Source organism: Candidatus Limousia pullorum (assembly GCF_057405065.1).
On record NZ_CM171614.1, the window covers coordinates 2085508 to 2104148 of the forward strand.

Genomic DNA, 18641 nt, shown 5'->3' on the forward strand with positions numbered 1-18641 from the left:
GTCTTCCTATGATGGCTGTTGTTCTCTCATGGAAAAATCTCCGCCTTCACCGGAAAAATCATTGTTCATCATTCCGCCACGGCCTCCGCCTATAGAATTGTTCATTGAACCCATATCCGAAATGGAAATATCGCTTGCATCCACAAAGTTTTCTTTATCCTGCTGTTCTTCCGATGTAGAACCTATTGTTCCATCAAGCTGTCCCGAAATGCTTTCAGCACGAAGCAGACAAAATTCTTTTAACGTGTCTATACCGGTCAAAAACTCATCGTATGTACAGAACTTTGTAGGGTCTGCTTCAACATAAGGAGATATAATCTCTTTCACACTGTCTATCATCTCGGAAAATACACCGCTATCAAACACTTCCGTTATAAACTCATTAAAGTATTCGTGATACATTTGTGTATATTCCTCATTATTGAAAATCCATGCAAGCATAGGTCTTGAATCTATAGTTCCTCCGGAAACAGGCGAGTCTATCGGGTAGTTTACAAGGCTTGTAGCATCAGCCGCTGACTGAAATCCTCCGAACGCAAGGTTATAATCCCATGGAATCATTGAAAGCTGACCGTCACTTTCATAAAGATAGTAATTGTGAATCATAGAACCTTATGAGTGGACATATTTTAGTCCCCCTTAACCCATGTAGTCGCCGTTGTAGCTTACAAGTACAGCGCTGTTTACACCCTTCATTTCGGATAATATATTTATAAAGTCTGTGTTTTCATCCTTCATTCTTACCTCAATGTTGAGCTCAATGGAATGTTTCTGCGCAGTTTTACTTTTTATAACACTTTTCTGAACCTGCTTTGCAAGAAAATCACGCACAGCCAATTCGGCCTCATAATCTGCACATGAAACAACAACCATGTATGGGTTGAGATGTGATTTCTTGTTGACGAAAACCAGCAGAACAATTCCGATTACCACGCTTCCTATTACAGCAAGCGGCAAAAATCCTGCGGCAAGAATAATTCCTACAGCGATTGACCAAAAAAGAAAAGCTATATCAAGTGGTTCTTTAATAGCTGTACGGAAACGAACGATTGATAATGCGCCGACCATACCCAGTGAAAGAACAACATTCGATGTAACTGCAAGAATCGGAGATTACTTCACTTGTTTTGCAGCAAAGCTTGTCAATTTTAGCTTTCTTCTCAAGATGAATGAAAGATTTATCGTAATCATAATAACGTATACGAAATTTTTCTCTCTTGCTTACACTGTTTATTTTTTCCATAAGGGCAGTATCATTCAAATCATCAAAATAAAGACTGCGCACTATATATCTGCCGTTTACGCCATTTTTATCAGGATAAGCGATGGAAGATAATCTTGCACGCAGTTCATAATAATCGCCTTTGTTTATCTCGTGTTTCCATTCATGTCTGAACTTCATCTTTTTCACCTCGCTTCATTACATTTATTTTACACGTTCATCATATAACTTTTACCTTAGCGCCAACTTAGAATATAAAAACACCCACTGTGGTAACCCAAGTGAGTGTTTTTAGTAACGATATCAGATTTTAAATTCAACGGTAAAAATTATTGTGCTGTCATTTCCGTAGCTTGCTTTTATACTTCCTCCGTGAATTTCAGCTATTGAACGGGCGGCTGATAGTCCTATTCCATATCCTCCGCCTTTGCGGGTAATCAGTTCCTTATTTGCGCAGATAATTACATCTGCTGAATAGTATTTCTGTAAAATAAGGTTTTTAGGAATTAGCATTTCCTGAAACATATCGGAAGTCCTGTCGATAATCTCATTAAGAGAAAAACTCTCCTTTGTAGCGTTTATATCACTTTCATCGATTTTTGCAAGCGTTAACAGGTTTTGCATAAGTCCGCTGAGCCTGATAGTCTGTGCTCTAATGTTCTTGCTCCATTTATTTTCGCCGTTGTGAAGCTCCAAAGCGTCTGTATTTGCTAAAATTATAGCCAGCGGAGTTTTTATTTCGTGACCTGCATCTGTTACAAACTGTTTTTGCCGTTCAATATTTTCAGCAATAGGTTTAATAGCTTTTTTTGACAGAAAAATTACCAGAATTAACATCAATACCCAGCATATCAAACCTATAAGCACAGACAAAAACAAAACAGTAAGCACGGAATAAGTCTGATAAGAAACATCCAAAAAAACATAAACCTTTCCGATACCGTCATTCATGCTTGTATATTTAAAACCTGATATTTTGCCGGAGTTTTCAGATAATTCAATGGCTTGCAAAGTTATATTTTCTGCCTCATCTTCTGTCATAGTGGTAATTCTCGATATATCAAGCTGAACAACCTCTCCTGAATTATTTACCCTTGCAACAAAGAAAACAGAAGACATATTTCTTTCCGAAAAACGCATAGGGCCGCTTCCAGGATTTATATTATTGGGAGCATTAGGCGGTTGACTTGATTGATTTAATTCACCTGTTATTATTTCATCTAAAAGATTATCGGTTTGATTTGAGGTCATAATTGTATTTGCTAAATTGATTGTACCCAAAGAAGCTATAAGAAGAATTGAAACTGCAATCATTGCAGCAAAGACAAATTTACGCTGAAGAATTTTAATCATTTACAACCTCCAGTGTATATCCCACATTCCTTTTTGCTTTTATTTCCACATTGGCTTTTAGCGCTGAAAGTCTTTTTCTAAGATATGATATGTATACCCACACAACGCCTATGTCAGCTTCACAATTATATCCCCAAACCTTTACCGGCAAGTCCTCCGTTGAAAGAAATATCCCTCTATTGAGCATAAGAGCTTCCATCATTTTATATTCTATTTTGGGAAGAACAAAGCTCTGCCCGTTTCCGCTTAACTCATAGCTTTGTATATTCAAAGAGATATTTCCGCACTTTAAAATATCAGGAGTAAATTCTTCCCTGCGCCTAAGCATAGCTCTGATTCTTGCTAAAAGCTCACCCATCACAAATGGTTTTGGAAGATAATCATCGGCGCCCATATCAAGACCTTCTATTCTGTCTTCAACCTCACTTTTTGCAGTAAGTAAAAGCACAGGAGTTTTACAGCCTTCTGCTCTAAGCTTTTGTAAAACCTGCAGACCGTTTAATTTCGGCATCATAACATCAAGTATTATTCCGTCGTAATGTTCAAGTCTTGCAAATTCCAGAGCTTCCTCACCGTCATAAACTGCATCCACACTGTAATTATGATATTCCAAAATATCCTTAACAGCTTCCGACATACTGATTTCGTCTTCAGCATATAAAAGTTTCATATTACATCACCCCAAGGTATTCTATTCTTTTTAACTTAGAAACACCTTAAACACTAGCATAATTTTTATAAAGGATTTTAAAATAAAAAATTTTAAAAAAGTCTTGACTTAGAGTTAACTTTAAGGAGTATACTCAATATGAAAAATAATTCAAACAGGAGTGACGATCATGTTAGGTAATTTTACATATTCAAACCCCACAAAGCTTTATTTTGGCGACAAAGCTCTTGAAAATCTTAAAACAGAACTCAATAACTATGGTCAAAACATAATGCTTGTATATGGCGGCGGTTCAATAAAGGAAAACGGAATTTATCAGCAGGTAATTTACATCCTCAAGGAATGTAACAAAACCGTGTTTGAGGATCCCGGTGTTATGCCAAACCCAACAGTTGAAAAGCTTTATGAGGGATGCAAAATTGCTAAGGATAACAACGTAGATTTAATTCTTGCTGTAGGCGGCGGCTCAGTTTGCGACTACTCAAAAGCCGTATCCGTTTCCGCATACTGTGAAGAGGATCCATGGGATAAATATTATCTCAGAATGGAAGACGTTTCAAACAAAATTATACCTGTAGGCTGTGTGCTTACAATGGTAGGTACAGGTTCAGAGATGAATGGCGGCTCTGTTATCACAAACCACCAAAGCAAGCTCAAGATAGGTCATGTTTTCGGCGACAACGTATTCCCTAAATTCTCTATTCTCAATCCTACATTTACTTTTACTCTGCCGAAATATCAAATGGTGGCAGGCTTCTACGATATAATGTCACACATCCTTGAACAGTATTTCTCAGGAGATGACGACAACACTTCCGATTATATTATGGAAGGTCTTTTAAAATCCCTTATACACAGCTCAAAAATAGCTGTTGAAAATCCTCAGGACTATGAAGCAAGAAGCAACATCATGTGGATTGCCACATGGGCGTTAAACACACTTGTTGCAAAGGGAAAAACAACAGACTGGATGGTTCACATGATTGGTCAGTCTGTCGGAGCCTATACAGACGCAACTCACGGAATGACCTTAGCGGCTGTTTCTATCCCATACTACAAGCACATAATGCCATACGGTCTTAATAAATTTAAGAGATATGCTATAAATGTTTGGAATGTAAATCCACAGAACAAAACCGACGAGGAAATCGCCCTTGAAGGTCTTAATGAAATGGAAAACTACATGAAAGAAATCGGTCTTGTAATGAACCTTAAGGATTTGAATGTAACCGAAGATATGCTTGATGGCATAACCGACGGAACATTTATTATGGAAGGCGGATACAAGATTTTAAATCACGAAGAGATAGTTGAAATTTTAAAAGAAAGTATGAGGTAATAGCCATGGAAAAAGTAACAGCAGGAAGAGATCAGCTTGGAGAGTTCGCTCCAAAATTTGCACAGCTCAACGACGATGTTTTATTCGGTGAGATTTGGGCAAGAGAGGACTTGCTTTCTGCACGTGACAGAAGCATTGTAACTGTAACCGCCCTTATGGCAAGCGGAGTTTTAGACAGCTCATTAAAATTTCACATTGCAAACGCCAAGAAGCACGGAGTTACAAAAACCGAAATGTCCGAAATTTTGACTCACGCCGCATTTTATGCAGGATGGCCGAAAGCTTGGGCAGCGTTTAACTACGCAAAAGAAATTTACGGAGAATAATTCTTCACATACACAAAATCCAGTTCATAATGAACTGGATTTTTCTTTAAATTTTTAACATATCTAAAACCGCATCCATGTTTTCCTGAGAATACTCAATCTCAGAGGAAAATAGCCTTGCATACTCGCATAAGTCTTCAAAATTACATTCTTCTGATTCAATCAGTTTATTTATACATAATATTTTTATGAGCCTATAAGCAAAAACAGAAAAGGAAACCCTTGCACATAAATCCTCCCAGTCACTGCAGTTAACCATATGACGAAACAGAAAATAGATAATAAGATTTATAAACTCCCTGTTGAAGCCTTCTAAACCTGTTTTTATAATCTCATTTTCCTTAGATTTTATGTTTTCAAGGAGTGTTTTCCATTGAGGGTCAAGTATTTCAAGATTTAATAATGAATCTACCCATTGTGACAAAGATTTATCAGGAAATGGGTATTCCATAAAATCAAAAATTTTATTTATACCGTTCTCTATGTCGCTTTCATTTTCGTATATTATTGAGTACAAATCTTCCCTGACATTCAGAATATATTCCTCATCCTCTGTAAGATCAATCTCTTCATTTTCTTCCTTTAAAAAAACCATTTTAAATTTTCTTTCCTGAGAAAGTATAAGTCTTGCCGCTTCTTCGCAGCACATACCAAGACCCATTTCGATACAATCGGAAAGATAATTTCTGAAACGTGGATGGTCAGTACAAATTTGACAAAGGTTATTTTCTCCAAGCTCTATGTAAATATCACAAAGATTGTCCTTGTTTAGAAAAGGACACCTTTCGTTTTTATCAAGAATAAAGCTATTTATACCGCTTTCAGATTTTATGTATGAATTAAGTCTTTTACCAAAATCGCCTTTAACGGATTTATAGAAATCAAAGGTTTCGTCATCTATATCAATTTCCCATCCAATACAGCATGAATGTCTGCATTTATCGGCTATACATTTAAAATCCTTATAATAAGACGGAACTGTTACGGTCATCTTTTACCACCTCGCATTAAATTATACCATACTTTCTTCCTTATGAAAACTTAACATAAAAAACAGAGCTATCGGAAAACCGATAGCTCATTTCTTAATCAAAAAATATTACATTCTTCTGCATCCGCAGCCCTCGTCGCCGTTTAAGTCTGTAACCTTAGGCGGGAAGAATTCATCAGTTGGGAAGTCTATTTTGCTGAATACTTCACAAGGATTGTCTGAGGTGCTTACGCACTCTTTTTCCGGTATGCAGAAATCGTAAGACGGAACAAGTATCTGAACATTTCTCTCTATATGAACAACAGTAAACATACCTATTGTCACATAAACCGCTCTTCCTGCCGGAGCCATAAACTCTCCGCCGAAACGCTGGCAAATACAGCTTGGAACACGGCAGTTAGGCATACAGCCTCCGCAGTTTTCCTTTATTTTTGCCGACAAAGCTATAGGCTTTGCAACCTGAACAGTTGCTTTCGGAAGATTTTTGCAGGGAACATCTGAAAGATTTTCTTCTCCGCATTTTGATGTGCTGGTAAAGGTTTTTACATTTCCCTCACTGCCGTAAAGTATAACCTTTTTGTTGAATACCGCAAGACCTGAAACAGGTGTAGGCATAGCTCCCGGATTTACGAAAACATCAAGGCAAACCTCATAGAAGAATGTCATATCAACTGTGTAAAATCCACGGTGGAAAGGCACAGGCTCCAGATTTATGCAGACGTCAGCCACATCAACATCTCTGATTCTTATATTGACAGCAGTATTTATAATCCCCTGATTAGCCTCTGTAAAATAAAGGCGCAGGTCGCTTAAACAGTCTTTGTCGCCGCAGCTGTCATAAACTCTGCTTGCGTCGATGCACACGGTTTCTCCATGCTTGCCGCAGTCACAGCCGTCGTGATTTTCTTCGCAGCAATTTTTGTTTTCCAAAGAAATATCCGCCATAAGTAAAACCTCCATATTATTTTTGCAATCACCTTATGCAATACAGCTTTATGCTTAGGTAACACTATATAATATGGAGGTTTTGGTTAAATGTGATAATTTTATTTTTGTTCTTCTGAACCTGTTAAAACATAGTTTTCCATGGGAACAAGATACTCCCTGCGGCTGTTGTCAAAAGAATTTTTAAGAATACTTTTGAGCATAATCTCATTTTCACCCACAGGTTTTCTTATCTTCAGCATTATGCTCATCATTCTCATGACCATTCTATTGCGAAATTTCATCTTCTGATAATTAAGTCCACTTTGAAGATAAAAATATTTTATATCAAAATCAAAGTTTTGCAGAGCTGTATGAATAGCTGTAAAATTGTCGGCAAAGTTTGCAGGAGCCGCACCGGTTACAAACAACACGCAGTTATCCTCATCGGGACAAATTTCCTGAATTTCTTTTAGACGCTGAACTTCCCCTGCCATCATCCAAGAACCGAAAAGAATTTTTTTGTATTCCTTTAAATTCTGCTTTTTGGCACTGTCGAGAGAAATCGCAAGGCAGTCTAAATCCTCAGAAAGCCATCTGGCATATTTTTCGGTAAAGCCTGTTTCCGAATGATATACAATTAAAATATCCTTATTCATAAATGCCACCTGCTTTTAAATTCGACTATGTTTTCTGTAATCCAAATAGTCCTGCAAAATTATTGTAGCCGCAACAGCGTCAACAACGGCTTTGCGTTTTTTTCCTCTTGTGTCGGTTATGTTAAGATAATTGTGAGCGGTTATTGTTGTTCCACGCTCGTCCTTCATCTCAACAGGAAGTCCTGTTTTTTCTTTCAGTCTCTGGGCAAAAACTCTTGCATTTTCTGCGCTTTCACCCTCTGAGCCGTCCATGTTTTTTGGCAAGCCAACAACTAAAAGCTCCGCTTTAGTTTCTTTGGCACAGTCCGCAACCTTATCAAGAAGCTTTTCTATATATGTTTCATTTATCACACGATAAGGAGAGGCAAGCATTTCAGTTTTATCGCAAACGGCAATTCCTGTTCTCGCCTTTCCCAAATCAACAGACATTATAATCATATAAATTTTTCAATCCTTTAATCACCATGGTTTAATTGTTCCTGTAAGCTCGGTAACAGAAGCAATATTATTGTCATCAAGGAATTTATTCATTCCCTCACAGATTTTAATAGGTGCATAAGGATCGTTGAAAAGCACTGTGCCAATCTGTAAAGCAGTTGCACCGGCAATCATCATTTCAACTGCATCCTGCCATGTTGTTATACCGCCCATTCCGATAATCGGTATTTTAACAGCATTTGCTACCTGCCAAACCATTCTAACGGCAACAGGGAATACAGCCGCACCGCTGAGACCGCCTGTATTGTTTCTGATTATAGGACGTCTTGTATTGATATCAATTTTCATACCTGTAAGGGTGTTGATCATTGAAATAACATCTGCACCGTTTGCCTCGGCTGCTTTTGCAATCTCTGCAATATCGGTAACATTAGGGCTTAATTTTACCACCAAAGGTTTTTTGCAGTATTTTCTTACAGCACTTGTTATTGCGCCTACTGATTCACAGCTTGTGCCAAACTGTACGCCGCCGCTTTTAACATTAGGGCAGCTTATATTGAGCTCAATCATATCAACGTCGCTGTCGGAAAGCTTTTCTGCCATTTTGCAGTAGTCCTCAGTTGTGTTTCCTGCAATATTTGCGATAATAACTGTGTCCTGCTGTTTAAGCCAAGGCAAGTCCTCTTTTATAAAATGGTCAACGCCGGGGTTCTGCAAACCTACAGCGTTTAAGATGCCGCTTGGAGTTTCTGCAATTCTTGGAGGCGGGTTGCCGTCTCTTTTCTGCAAAGTTATTCCCTTACAGGAAATACCGCCAAGCTTGCTGAGAGGATAAAACTCATTATATTCATGGCCGAAACCGAATGTTCCGGATGCGGCAATCAAGGGGTTTGAAAATGTAATATCACCTATTTTTACTTTCAAATCAGCCATTAAAATACAACCTCCTCAGCTTTATATACAGGGCCTTTTTTACATACGTGAGTATACTCTTCCTCGCCGTTTTCGCCTGTTCTTGTCTTACAAGCGCATACAAGACAAGCACCTATACCGCAGCCCATTCTCTCTTCCAGAGATACCTGACAAGGCTTTCCCTTTTCCTTGCATATTTCTGCTATAGCTTTTAGCATAACCATTGGGCCGCAGGCGCAAACTTCGTCAACCTCATCGATTTTCTTTTTCAGAACATCAGTTACAAAGCCCTTTTCACCTGCTGTACCGTCATCGGTAACAAGGTAAACTTCGTCTGTATATTTCTTAAAATCGTCCTGCAAAATTACAAGGTCTTTATTTCTAAATCCGGTAATTACAACAGGATTTTCTGCTGTTTTTGCGCAGTAAAGCATAGGAGGAACGCCGATACCTCCGCCGATAAGGCAATATTTTTTTCCTTTCTGAATATCAAATCCATGACCCAAAGGACAAATTATATCCAGTTCATCGCCGACTTTAGCTTTGGAAAGGATCTCAGTACCCTCTCCCTTTACCTGAAACACAAGTCTGATTCTTTCATTGTCTGCATCACAAATGGATATAGGACGTCTTAAAGTTTTATTTCCCACCTTCACATGGGCAAACTGTCCTTCCTTTGTTATTTCAGCAAGCTGAGGATTATAAAGTACAAAATCAAAAATACCTTTTGCTATTTCTTCATTTTTTTCCAAACGAAAAAGCTGAGCATCGTATTTCATTGGTATCACTCCCGTTACTTAATCATAGGCACAGTTTCACCGTAAGCAAACTACGCCTTATACAAAATGATTATATCATAAATACGGGATTAAATAAATAGTATAAACATTAAAATCTTAAAATCTTAAAATTATAATACCCAAATCCTCAACAATCTCTATATTTTCCTTTTCCAGATGAAAAACTTCTCCGTCCGATAAACGATACTGTATATTGGTATTGTAGTAATCTATATTTTCATCGTTTAATAAGATTTCAGCGGCAGAATCTAAAGGTATAATATCAGTGCTGATTTTCAGACAGCAGTAACCTGAACCCGACTTAAAAGCTCTGAACATATAATCAAGCAAGTATTTGCTTTTATAAATATCCGTTTCCTTAGTTACCGGATATCCTTCCCTTGCAAAATAGCTTTGATTTAAGTCCGTACATTCCGGCACATAAATATTGTAATATCTTACAGACAGTTCTATGCTTGATTTGTCCTCTTCAATTTCTGAATACATTTTTTCCACAATATGAGTTTTTGAAAATTCTTTCTCGGTCATATTAAAATAATCATATCTGTGGCCTTTGTCACGCATATCCCAGGTAACATCGGTCATATACCAGTTGTTATTTAATTTGACACAGTTCCATGTATGCAATCCTATTCCCTGAGCCGAACCGTATATTTTTAATGTTTCAATTCCAAAGCATTTCATCACAAGATTAAAACCATCTGTAATACCCTCACAGTTTGCTTTGTTTTCCACAAGACAGCCGTAAGCAGTAGATGCAAGGGACTCTGAGGATTCGGGAGTTTTGTATTCACAGTTGTCAATTATTCTGCCGTGTACATATTTTTCGGTATAGTAAAAATCAGAAACCGCCGGCGCATTGCTGACTATTTTTAAAATCTCTTTTGAAAGCTTTTCACTCATGCTGTCTATTTCATCGGCAGAATATAAAGAAACAGCGGATATATATGTACCCTTATCCTTTGAATAACTGCACAAAAGAGATTTGTCGCACCAAAACACCTGAGGGTTATCATCAAAAAAAGCGGTGACAGTCATATGTATTTCTTTTTCTGCGTATCTCTCTTCACCTGCTAAAACCTGCATAGTGACATATTTCCCCTCATTATCTTTTGATGCAGATATGCAGTAAACAGACTGTTCTATAGCTTTATACAAACTTTTAAGCTTTTCAGATTCAAGATATTCATATCCAATGTTTAGGGGCTTGTCAGCATTTTCAACATATGGCATTGTGGCTTTTTCCACTTGCTCGTAGGTATATCCGTCGTAATTTACGGTAGAAGTGGTGGAAAAATACGAAACTACCGAATATACAACGTACCCCAAAACAGCGGCAACAAGTATTGCAGATATAACTTTAAAATAAACATTTTTCTTTTCTTTCATAATTCTCACTCCCTGTAAAATCTTATTCAGAGAAGCAAGAAAATATTTCATTGAAAAGTTAAATTATCTCTTTATCGTTAAATTTATATCCTATACCCCAGATTGTAATTATATATTCAGGTGCATCCGGATTTGGTTCAATTTTCTTCCTTAGCTTTCTTATAAACGCCATTATATTACTGTCATCAAGGAGATAATCACTGTCCCAAACCGCCTGATATATCTGTTCCTTTGTGAACACTTCTCCACGGTTTCTTGCCAAAAAATACAGAATATCAAATTCCTTAGGGGTAAGTGGTATTTCCTGGGACGCACGAATAACCTTTCTGGCTTTAGGATATATTGAAATCTCACCGCATTTTATAACGTCAGTTTTTAGAATTGACTGTGAATTGTCATCACTTAGTTCAAGCATAAGAGTGCTGGTACTTCCGTTCATAAGATTTTCAATTCCAGTTGTTAAATCTTCCGTATCATTCATATCGGAGGGAGCGGATTTAAGCCTGTTTAAAAGCCATGACGCCAAAGAGGAATTAAGATTTACGAAATCTATATTTTTCTTCATGTTCTCCCCTCCTTAAATCAACTCATGATATTTTTTAACATAACGTGCTTTCGCCACTGTGACAAACAGCAGATACAACAGCACCACAACAACCAAAAAGGCAAAATAAACAGGCGGAAGTGAGGTAAATCCCATCCATTTTCCCAGTTGCGTAAATGTAAGAGCCGTAAGCACAAACAATCCTGCAACTGTAACAATTAGCACAGGAACTGCCGGCCTGCTTTTGATAAATGGCAAATGCTTTGTCCTCAGCAAATGTAAAATCAATATCTGCGTCCAAAGGGATTCCAAAAACCATCCTGTTTGAAATACAGAAATAAAATAAAGTTTAGATTGATTATCCGCAAGAGACAAGAAATCCCCTCCGCATACCATAGGACAAAAAACAAAGAACAAAAAGAAGAAAGTTGCAATATCAAAAACAGAGCTTATAGGGCCGAAAAATCTCATAAATCTTCCCAATGTTTTTCCCGACCAAGGTCTTGGATAGTCGTATATATCCTCGTCCACATTGTCCCAGGGCAGTATAAGACAGATTACATCATACAAAAGATTAAGCAAAAGAAGCTGAACTGCTGCCATTGGGAAAAAGGGAAGAAATACTCCGGCTACAACTATAGCAAAAATATTTCCAAAGTTTGAGGAAGCGGTTATTCTGATGTATTTTGACATGTTGGCAAATACTTTTCTGCCCTCCAGTATTCCTTCTTCCAAGACGTTTAAATCCTTTTTTAACAGAATTACATCTGCCGCTTCCTGTACTGTTTCCGCCGCACCCTCGGCAGAAATTCCCACATCAGACTGAATAATTGCCGGCAGGTCATTCATTCCGTCGCCCAAAAATCCAACTGTATGTCCGTTTTCCTGAAGCACCTTAACAATTTTAGCCTTCTGTTTCGGTGACAGCTCAGTAAACACAGATGTTTTTTCAACAGAGATTATAAGCTCATCAGAAGACATGGTATCAATATCCTCTCCTGTTAAAACCTTGTCATAGGGAATACCAAGTCTTCTGCAAACAGACAAAGTGACTTTTTTGTTGTCGCCGGTCAAAACCTTAATGGGCACACGGAGCTTTTTAAGCTTTTCAACAGCTTCACATGCGCTTTTTTTCGGTGCGTCAAAAAACGCAAGATAACCGATAAGTATGAAGTCCTTATTATCTTTACCGGAAATTCTTTGTGATGACTGCTTTTTATAAGCCACGGCAATCACTTTCATTCCATCATCCTGCATTTCGTCAACTATTTCATTTACGCTTGATATGGAGTTTTCATCTATATCATAAATTTTTCCCTTGTATTCAGCATAACTACATCTTTTAAATACTTCTTCAACACTGCCTTTTATTATAAAAAGATTTTCCTTGCCGTCCTCAACCAAAACGCCGGAAAATTTCTTTTCATAGTCAAAGGGCTGTTCATCGGCAATAGGATACATGGTATTAAGCTTTTCAAAATGCTCCTTTTTACCCGGCATTTCTTTTACTTTTAAAACAGCCTGATCCAAGTGATTTTGAACACCCGAATGATAATAACTGTTGAGATACGCAAAATCCAAAACCCTGCTGTCCTCATTGCCCAGCAAATCCATGTAGTATTCAAGTATAATTTTATCGCCGGTAAGTGTACCCGTTTTATCTACGCATAAAACATCCATACTTCCAAAACCCTGCATGGCGTTTATATTTTTTACGATGGTGTTTTTCTTTACCATAACTGCGCTTCCTTTTGCAAGGCAGGCGTTAATAACCATTGGAAGCATCTCAGGGGTCAATCCCACCGCTACAGAAAGAGAAAACAAAAATGCTGAACCCCAGTTACCTTTTGTTATTCCGCAGGTTATAAATACCAGAGGAACTAAAACCACCATAAAGCGAATTAAAACCCAGGATATAGAATTTGCACCTTTATCGAATCCACTGTTTTTTCCCTGGGATATAGTTCCCAAATCTCCGTATACCGTATCTTTTCCCACAGCCAAAACTATACCCTCGCCTGTTCCTCCTATAACGGCAGAACCTGCAAAAACAGTATTGCTGTAATCGGATATCTTTGTATTTTTTGAACTGTTTAAAATTTCCGTATCTTTTTCAAAAATTTCACTTTCACCGGTAAGCATGGACTGAGATACAAACAAATCATCAGCCCTTATAAGTCTCACGTCAGCCGGTATTCTGTCACCGGCATGAAAGGAAATTCTGTCACCTACCACTAATTTCTCAGCCGGTATCTCCTGCCAGTGTCCGTCTCTTTTAATTTTTACAGTGGTGTATATAAATTTGCTAAAATTATCAATAGCCTTTTTAGATCTCATTTCCTGTACAAATCTCACTGTACCGCTTAAAATCAGCATACCCAGTATAATGAAACATGCCGCAAAATTTTTGCTGTAGCCGGTTATAGGCACTACATCAGTTATAAGCGAAACACAGCCAAGAATGAAAAGAACAACGCTGAAAGGATTTATAAAAGCTCTTCGCAGACGAAACCAAATAGAATCCATACTCTTTTTGCCAATATGATTTTCTCCGTATTTCTCCCTGCTTTCTGTCACCTGTTCCTTTGTATAGCCTCGAAAAGAAATAGATAAGTCTTTATACAAAGCTGATAGCCCACTATGAGCATATTTTACCACACGACTGTGTATAGACCTTAAACGGTTATTTGCCAATCTAAGCACCTCCAATCTTTGCTTAAATTATAACACAGTAATTAAATTATTTCTCTTGCAATTTTCTTGCTTTGTTTAATAAAAAACAATAATGATCCCCCGGCAAAGCCGGGGGTATTTCATAGACGGGTATAACCCTTTGTTCCCAGCCACGTGTCACGTCACGTTGGTACGATCTGACATTTGCATATTTTGTTACTTGCTACTCGTAAACGAGTTTTAGAAATTAGGCATCGTCAGTTGTTCTCCTGCCTTATCTTCTTCTAACTGATGCTTTATATATTCCTCTATTTTCTTTGCATTTTTTCCAGCTGTATCTACATAATATCCTCTACACCAAAATTCTCTATTTCTGTATTTGTACTTTAATTCCGGAAACTTTTCGTATATCATTAAACTACTTTTTCCCTTTAAGTATCCCATAAAACTTGATATTGATACTTTCGGCGGTATCTCTACCAACATATGTACATGATCTGGGCATACTTCTGCTTCTATTATTTTTATTTTTTTCCACTCACATAATTGCCTTAATATTTTTCCTACTTCTATTCTTTTTTCTTTATAGAACACTTTTCTTCTATACTTCGGCGCAAACACTATATGATATTTGCAATTCCATTTCGTATGTGATAAAATGTTCATGTCATTCATTTGAATGTCCTCCTTTTGTTGTCCTTGCAGCTGCCAGACCGCAAGCTTATTTTACAACAAAAGGAGTTTTATTTTCTACATCACCGGCTGTCGCCTTCTTTTGAACCACTCGCCTAGCGAGTGGTTTTCTATATACAAAAAACCGGAAGATTTTCTCTTCCGGTGATAATATATTTAGTTTACTATGCATTAAACACAGCAGTTATAACAAAAGTCTTTCCGTCTGGACTTTTTGCTGATATTCTTCCTCTGTGGGAATCAACAATAGCTTTAGCAACCGATAGTCCTATTCCATACCCTTTAACTGAGGAATTTCTTGATTTATCCTCACGGTAAAATCTATCAAAAATATACGGCATGTCACCTATTTTAAGATTTTCCGCATCATTTTTTACAGATAGAATTATATTTTTGTCCTGTTTTTTTAATGACACAAAAATACTTCCGTTTTCCGGTGTGTACTTAATCGCATTGTCAAGCAGAATATTTATAAGTCTGCGTATGGATTTTTCATCACCGCACAGTTCAATATTTGCGTCCACATCGTAATCTAAACTTTTCTTGTGTGTTACAGCTGGAATAATAAACGGGTCGATGACTTCACAAACTATATTTGACAAAGAAAACTTTTCCATAATAATTTTATCGTTTTCTTCCATTTTTGACAGAGTAATTAGGTCAGAAGTAAGTGATGTAAGTCTTTGAATTTGGTTTCTGATACTTCCAGTCCACTCTGATTCTCCGTTTTCCATTTCAATCAATTCCAAGTTTGCATCAATTATTGCAAGAGGTGTTTTGATTTCATGGCCCGCATCGGTGATAAACTGTTTTTGTTTTTTATAGCTGTCGTATACAGGATTTAAAAAGAATTTAGAAGATATTATAACAAGAATTAAAACAGAAAAAATTCCTATTAAACTTAAAATAACACTGAAAATAATTGAGGAATATAGATTTGATAATTCTTTACTACAATCAAGAAAAATAATCAGTGTCATATCCTCTTCCTCGTTGTAGAATTTTCCGTATCTATACACGTCATAGAAACCGTTATTTGTTCCAGACTCATATACTTTAATCGCATATTCCTGGGCAGATTCCGTATCTATGGCGACTACCTTTCCTGTATCGATAAATCCTACTGAACCGTCTGAATTAAAGGACACAGTAAAATATCTTGACTGATAGGGAGTTTCCGGAGAAAGAGGATTTCTGAATTTTCGTTCAGGTGAATTATATTTTGGAAATTTACCTCCATACTGATTAAGTACTGTTAAAATATTATCTGCATCAGAAGTTATTTTATTATAATTCATGATATGTATACCAGACAAAATTACAAACAGGACCAAAACCAGTGAAAGCATAGCCGACAAAATAAATTTTTGCCGAAGCTTTTTAATCATTTACTTTCTCCTCAAGGGAATAACCGAGGTTTCTCGTAGCTTTAATATAAATATTGGAATTTATTGAAGCCAGTTTTTTCCTTATGTAAGAAATGTAAACCCATACAACGCTTACTTCTGTTTCTGTATCATATCCCCAAATCTTTTCCAGTATTCTTTCTGTGGAAATGAGATTTTTAGGATTGCTCATAAACATTTCCATAATCTGGAACTCTTTATTTGCCAGTCTGTAAGAACCATAAGCAGTTGAAAGCTCAAAAGTAACTCTGTTAAGAGTAACATTTCCGAACTTTAAAAGTGAGTCAACAGCTTCAGTTTTAATTCTTGTCATAGCTCTGATTCTAGCCAAAAGTTCTTTAATGGAGAATGGTTTTGTGAGATAATCATTTGCGCCACAATCAAGACCAAGCACCTTGTCATCAACTTCGGACTTTGCGGTAAGTATGAGAACAGGCACATTTATTCCTTTGCTTCTTATGATTTTAAGAACAGAAATACCGTCAATCTTCGGCATCATTATGTCAAGTATAACACCGTCATAATTACCGTTTTCAATATAAGCGAGAGCTTCCTCACCATCAAAAACAGTATCTACAGTATAAAGGTTATGTTTCAAAATAGTTGACAGAGCTTTTGAAAGCTCTCTTTCGTCTTCAGCCAGTAATAATCGCATGATTATTCCCTCCTTTCTTATAATTTTATATATCAACCTAAAATTTACTTTAAATTGATTATTTAGTTTTAGTTTTACCCAAATATGAAAAAATCAAACAGATTAAAGATCAAACCTGTCTGATTTTTTACTTTAATTAAGCTAAAATCGGTCAATTCTTTTTAAAGTATGTAACAATAACACCGCCGCAGTTATCAGAGGATATATTATACTGATAACCATCGGGAATAAAAGCCGTATATGGTATTTCATCTTCATTAAACCAAAATACGCCGTAGCTTGTTGAGTCATATTCAAATGTAAGTGGATTTTGATATGTATGATTTTTCAGCAGCTCTATGTATTCTTCAAGACAAAGATTATTTTCCATAATATACGAAGCATGTCCTTTTCCCACATACCTGAAATGCCACGGCTCATAATCAATACCTGTTATTTCGGTTTTATCCTCAGGATATCTCACAATAAAACCATATTCATCGCAGGTTTCCAAAAGATTTTTATAAATTCCCTCGCCGTCAAATTCCTCAGATATTTTATTATCGGTATTATAAATAGACATATCCACTGCAAGACCTGTATGATGTTCACTTGTTCCCGGAACGGCAATCCATTTGTCGGTTACTTCCTGGCCTCTTTTTGAAACATCATCTTCGTATATGCTTTCCTGAGTATCAACGCTCCTATAACCGCTGGCAACAAGCAAATCTGTTTCACCGTATTCACGGTAAAATTCTCCCAGCCAAGAATTTAAAGCTTCACATACCCTTGAATTGAGCTTAACATTATAATCGGACACTGTATAAGTTTTATTTGAGTGTTCCAAAACAGAAACAAGGTTTTCCGGAGTATCTTCATAAGGATTATCCTTATTGACAAGGATTAAATCTCCGCTTTTACAGTCATCAGCTGTGATAACAAGCCGCAACATATCTTTATTATCAACTGAATAACCACTTGCATTGTCCTGCTGAGAAATCTCATCATTAAATTCTTCATTGCTATCTTTACAAGAAGAAGCGTTCCACACAACTCCGAGCATAAGACACATGATAATTATCACAGCCAAAATCCTGAAAGAATTTTGCTTGAAAAGGTTCCCATTTCCTACCCCATTCTTTTTCCCTGTGATATTTCTTTTCATTGTGTCCTCCTGTTATGCTTTGACTAATTCTTCATCAAGAACAGATGTGCAGTGAGGACATCTTGTAGCTTTAATATCTATATCTGTACAGCAGTACGGACACTTCTTTGTTTTTGGAGCTTCCGGCTCTTTTTTTATTGCCAAGTCCTTTACCTTGTTTATCGCCTTAACAATAAAGAACACAACCAAAGCCATAATCAAAAACTGGATAACAGCTGTTATAAAAGCACCGTATCTGATATTAACATCATTTATTGTTAATACCCAGTCACTGAAATCTGTTTTAGCCACCAAACCGATAATAGGTGACAAAACATCATCTGTAAGGGATTTAACTATTGCCTGAAACGCAGCGCCTATGATAACGCCCACTGCAAGGTCAATAACATTTCCCTTTGAAATAAACTTTCTGAATTCTCCGAAAAATTTCTTCATAATTTTCTCCTTCCTTATTTTTACTATTCTTTTTCATCACGTCGATAAATAAAAAAATTTGGCAAAAA

General features: G+C 36.9%; 21 protein-coding genes. 2 read left to right on the forward strand and 19 right to left on the reverse strand.

What is annotated here, in order from left to right; all coding sequences use genetic code 11:
• Positions 1-6: 6 nt before the first annotated feature.
• From CGICJO_RS09610 to CGICJO_RS09630, 5 genes are all read right to left on the reverse strand, one after another.
• Positions 7-606 (reverse strand): CotH kinase family protein, encoded by a 600-nt coding sequence (locus tag CGICJO_RS09610; RefSeq protein WP_486498704.1) that lies wholly within the window; start codon positions 604-606, stop codon positions 7-9.
• A 33-nt stretch (positions 607-639) separates the two neighbouring features.
• A complete protein-coding gene (locus CGICJO_RS09615) occupies positions 640-1068 on the reverse strand; it encodes a DUF4956 domain-containing protein (protein ID WP_486498705.1) in 429 nt (142 codons plus the stop codon).
• Positions 1025-1402, reverse strand: coding sequence for a VTC domain-containing protein (locus CGICJO_RS09620; protein ID WP_486498706.1), 378 nt, complete (start codon positions 1400-1402; stop codon positions 1025-1027). Before CGICJO_RS09620 ends, CGICJO_RS09615 begins: the two co-directional genes overlap by 44 nt.
• Before the next feature lie 123 nt (positions 1403-1525).
• Positions 1526-2575: a sensor histidine kinase gene (locus CGICJO_RS09625; RefSeq protein ID WP_486498707.1), complete on the reverse strand. Its 1050-nt coding sequence runs from the start codon at positions 2573-2575 to the stop codon at positions 1526-1528.
• The gene (locus tag CGICJO_RS09630) at positions 2568-3245 is read right to left on the reverse strand and encodes a response regulator transcription factor (protein WP_486498708.1); all 678 of its coding nucleotides are present in this window, start codon (positions 3243-3245) and stop codon (positions 2568-2570) included. The genes CGICJO_RS09625 and CGICJO_RS09630 overlap by 8 nt, the downstream gene beginning before the upstream one ends.
• Before the next feature lie 169 nt (positions 3246-3414).
• On the opposite strand from CGICJO_RS09630, the gene CGICJO_RS09635 reads away from it, so the two are divergent.
• Together CGICJO_RS09635 and CGICJO_RS09640 are read left to right on the forward strand one after the other, a co-directional pair.
• Positions 3415-4584 (forward strand): iron-containing alcohol dehydrogenase, encoded by a 1170-nt coding sequence (locus CGICJO_RS09635; RefSeq protein ID WP_486498709.1) that lies wholly within the window; start codon positions 3415-3417, stop codon positions 4582-4584.
• A gap of 5 nt (positions 4585-4589) precedes the next feature.
• Positions 4590-4910 carry a carboxymuconolactone decarboxylase family protein gene (locus CGICJO_RS09640; RefSeq protein ID WP_087375988.1) on the forward strand — a complete coding sequence of 107 codons (321 nt, stop codon included), beginning with the start codon at positions 4590-4592 and terminating at the stop codon, positions 4908-4910.
• A gap of 46 nt (positions 4911-4956) precedes the next feature.
• Here the strand turns inward: CGICJO_RS09640 and fliB are convergent, their stop codons facing one another.
• From fliB to mscL, 14 genes are all read right to left on the reverse strand, one after another.
• On the reverse strand, positions 4957-5901 hold the full coding sequence (fliB, locus tag CGICJO_RS09645) for a flagellin lysine-N-methylase (protein WP_486498710.1): 945 nt from the start codon (positions 5899-5901) through the stop codon (positions 4957-4959).
• A gap of 108 nt (positions 5902-6009) precedes the next feature.
• Positions 6010-6846 (reverse strand): hypothetical protein, encoded by an 837-nt coding sequence (locus CGICJO_RS09650; protein WP_242968161.1) that lies wholly within the window; start codon positions 6844-6846, stop codon positions 6010-6012.
• 101 nt (positions 6847-6947) lie between these two features.
• Positions 6948-7484, reverse strand: coding sequence for a flavodoxin family protein (locus CGICJO_RS09655; protein ID WP_486498711.1), 537 nt, complete (start codon positions 7482-7484; stop codon positions 6948-6950).
• 15 nt (positions 7485-7499) lie between these two features.
• On the reverse strand, positions 7500-7922 hold the full coding sequence (ruvX, locus tag CGICJO_RS09660) for a Holliday junction resolvase RuvX (RefSeq protein ID WP_486498712.1): 423 nt from the start codon (positions 7920-7922) through the stop codon (positions 7500-7502).
• Positions 7923-7943: 21 nt separating this feature from the next.
• Positions 7944-8855 carry a dihydroorotate dehydrogenase gene (locus CGICJO_RS09665; protein ID WP_087375992.1) on the reverse strand — a complete coding sequence of 304 codons (912 nt, stop codon included), beginning with the start codon at positions 8853-8855 and terminating at the stop codon, positions 7944-7946.
• A complete protein-coding gene (locus CGICJO_RS09670) occupies positions 8855-9613 on the reverse strand; it encodes a dihydroorotate dehydrogenase electron transfer subunit (protein WP_486498713.1) in 759 nt (252 codons plus the stop codon). Before CGICJO_RS09670 ends, CGICJO_RS09665 begins: the two co-directional genes overlap by 1 nt.
• Before the next feature lie 117 nt (positions 9614-9730).
• Positions 9731-11023, reverse strand: a complete 1293-nt coding sequence (locus CGICJO_RS09675; protein WP_486498714.1) for a transglutaminase domain-containing protein — start codon at positions 11021-11023, stop codon at positions 9731-9733.
• A 58-nt stretch (positions 11024-11081) separates the two neighbouring features.
• On the reverse strand, positions 11082-11588 hold the full coding sequence (locus CGICJO_RS09680; protein WP_486498715.1) for a winged helix-turn-helix domain-containing protein: 507 nt from the start codon (positions 11586-11588) through the stop codon (positions 11082-11084).
• A gap of 12 nt (positions 11589-11600) precedes the next feature.
• On the reverse strand, positions 11601-14270 hold the full coding sequence (gene mgtA / locus CGICJO_RS09685; protein WP_486498716.1) for a magnesium-translocating P-type ATPase: 2670 nt from the start codon (positions 14268-14270) through the stop codon (positions 11601-11603).
• 210 nt (positions 14271-14480) lie between these two features.
• A complete protein-coding gene (tnpA, locus tag CGICJO_RS09690) occupies positions 14481-14915 on the reverse strand; it encodes an IS200/IS605 family transposase (RefSeq protein ID WP_087378795.1) in 435 nt (144 codons plus the stop codon).
• A 182-nt stretch (positions 14916-15097) separates the two neighbouring features.
• A complete protein-coding gene (locus tag CGICJO_RS09695) occupies positions 15098-16321 on the reverse strand; it encodes a sensor histidine kinase (protein ID WP_486498717.1) in 1224 nt (407 codons plus the stop codon).
• Complete coding sequence (locus tag CGICJO_RS09700) at positions 16314-16994, reverse strand: response regulator transcription factor (RefSeq protein WP_087376468.1); 681 nt, start codon at positions 16992-16994, stop codon at positions 16314-16316. Before CGICJO_RS09700 ends, CGICJO_RS09695 begins: the two co-directional genes overlap by 8 nt.
• A 151-nt stretch (positions 16995-17145) precedes the next feature.
• A complete protein-coding gene (locus CGICJO_RS09705) occupies positions 17146-18138 on the reverse strand; it encodes a M15 family metallopeptidase (protein ID WP_486498718.1) in 993 nt (330 codons plus the stop codon).
• A gap of 12 nt (positions 18139-18150) precedes the next feature.
• Positions 18151-18573, reverse strand: coding sequence for a large conductance mechanosensitive channel protein MscL (gene mscL, locus CGICJO_RS09710; protein WP_087376470.1), 423 nt, complete (start codon positions 18571-18573; stop codon positions 18151-18153).
• Positions 18574-18641 lie beyond the last annotated feature (68 nt).

Coding starts and splice junctions, on each gene's coding strand:
- CGICJO_RS09630 (WP_486498708.1), bottom strand. CDS start 3,245: ATGAAACTTTTATATGCTGAAGACGAAATCAGTATGTCGGAAGCTGTT.
- CGICJO_RS09675 (WP_486498714.1), bottom strand. CDS start 11,023: ATGAAAGAAAAGAAAAATGTTTATTTTAAAGTTATATCTGCAATACTT.
- ruvX (WP_486498712.1), bottom strand. CDS start 7,922: ATGATTATAATGTCTGTTGATTTGGGAAAGGCGAGAACAGGAATTGCC.
- mscL (WP_087376470.1), bottom strand. CDS start 18,573: ATGAAGAAATTTTTCGGAGAATTCAGAAAGTTTATTTCAAAGGGAAAT.
- CGICJO_RS09610 (WP_486498704.1), bottom strand. CDS start 606: ATGATTCACAATTACTATCTTTATGAAAGTGACGGTCAGCTTTCAATG.
- CGICJO_RS09695 (WP_486498717.1), bottom strand. CDS start 16,321: ATGATTAAAAAGCTTCGGCAAAAATTTATTTTGTCGGCTATGCTTTCA.
- CGICJO_RS09665 (WP_087375992.1), bottom strand. CDS start 8,855: ATGGCTGATTTGAAAGTAAAAATAGGTGATATTACATTTTCAAACCCC.
- CGICJO_RS09670 (WP_486498713.1), bottom strand. CDS start 9,613: ATGAAATACGATGCTCAGCTTTTTCGTTTGGAAAAAAATGAAGAAATA.
- CGICJO_RS09625 (WP_486498707.1), bottom strand. CDS start 2,575: ATGATTAAAATTCTTCAGCGTAAATTTGTCTTTGCTGCAATGATTGCA.
- CGICJO_RS09615 (WP_486498705.1), bottom strand. CDS start 1,068: ATGGTCGGCGCATTATCAATCGTTCGTTTCCGTACAGCTATTAAAGAA.
- CGICJO_RS09620 (WP_486498706.1), bottom strand. CDS start 1,402: ATGAAGTTCAGACATGAATGGAAACACGAGATAAACAAAGGCGATTAT.
- CGICJO_RS09650 (WP_242968161.1), bottom strand. CDS start 6,846: ATGGCGGATATTTCTTTGGAAAACAAAAATTGCTGCGAAGAAAATCAC.
- CGICJO_RS09655 (WP_486498711.1), bottom strand. CDS start 7,484: ATGAATAAGGATATTTTAATTGTATATCATTCGGAAACAGGCTTTACC.
- fliB (WP_486498710.1), bottom strand. CDS start 5,901: ATGACCGTAACAGTTCCGTCTTATTATAAGGATTTTAAATGTATAGCC.
- CGICJO_RS09705 (WP_486498718.1), bottom strand. CDS start 18,138: ATGAAAAGAAATATCACAGGGAAAAAGAATGGGGTAGGAAATGGGAAC.
- CGICJO_RS09680 (WP_486498715.1), bottom strand. CDS start 11,588: ATGAAGAAAAATATAGATTTCGTAAATCTTAATTCCTCTTTGGCGTCA.
- CGICJO_RS09635 (WP_486498709.1), top strand. CDS start 3,415: ATGTTAGGTAATTTTACATATTCAAACCCCACAAAGCTTTATTTTGGC.
- CGICJO_RS09700 (WP_087376468.1), bottom strand. CDS start 16,994: ATGCGATTATTACTGGCTGAAGACGAAAGAGAGCTTTCAAAAGCTCTG.
- CGICJO_RS09640 (WP_087375988.1), top strand. CDS start 4,590: ATGGAAAAAGTAACAGCAGGAAGAGATCAGCTTGGAGAGTTCGCTCCA.
- tnpA (WP_087378795.1), bottom strand. CDS start 14,915: ATGAATGACATGAACATTTTATCACATACGAAATGGAATTGCAAATAT.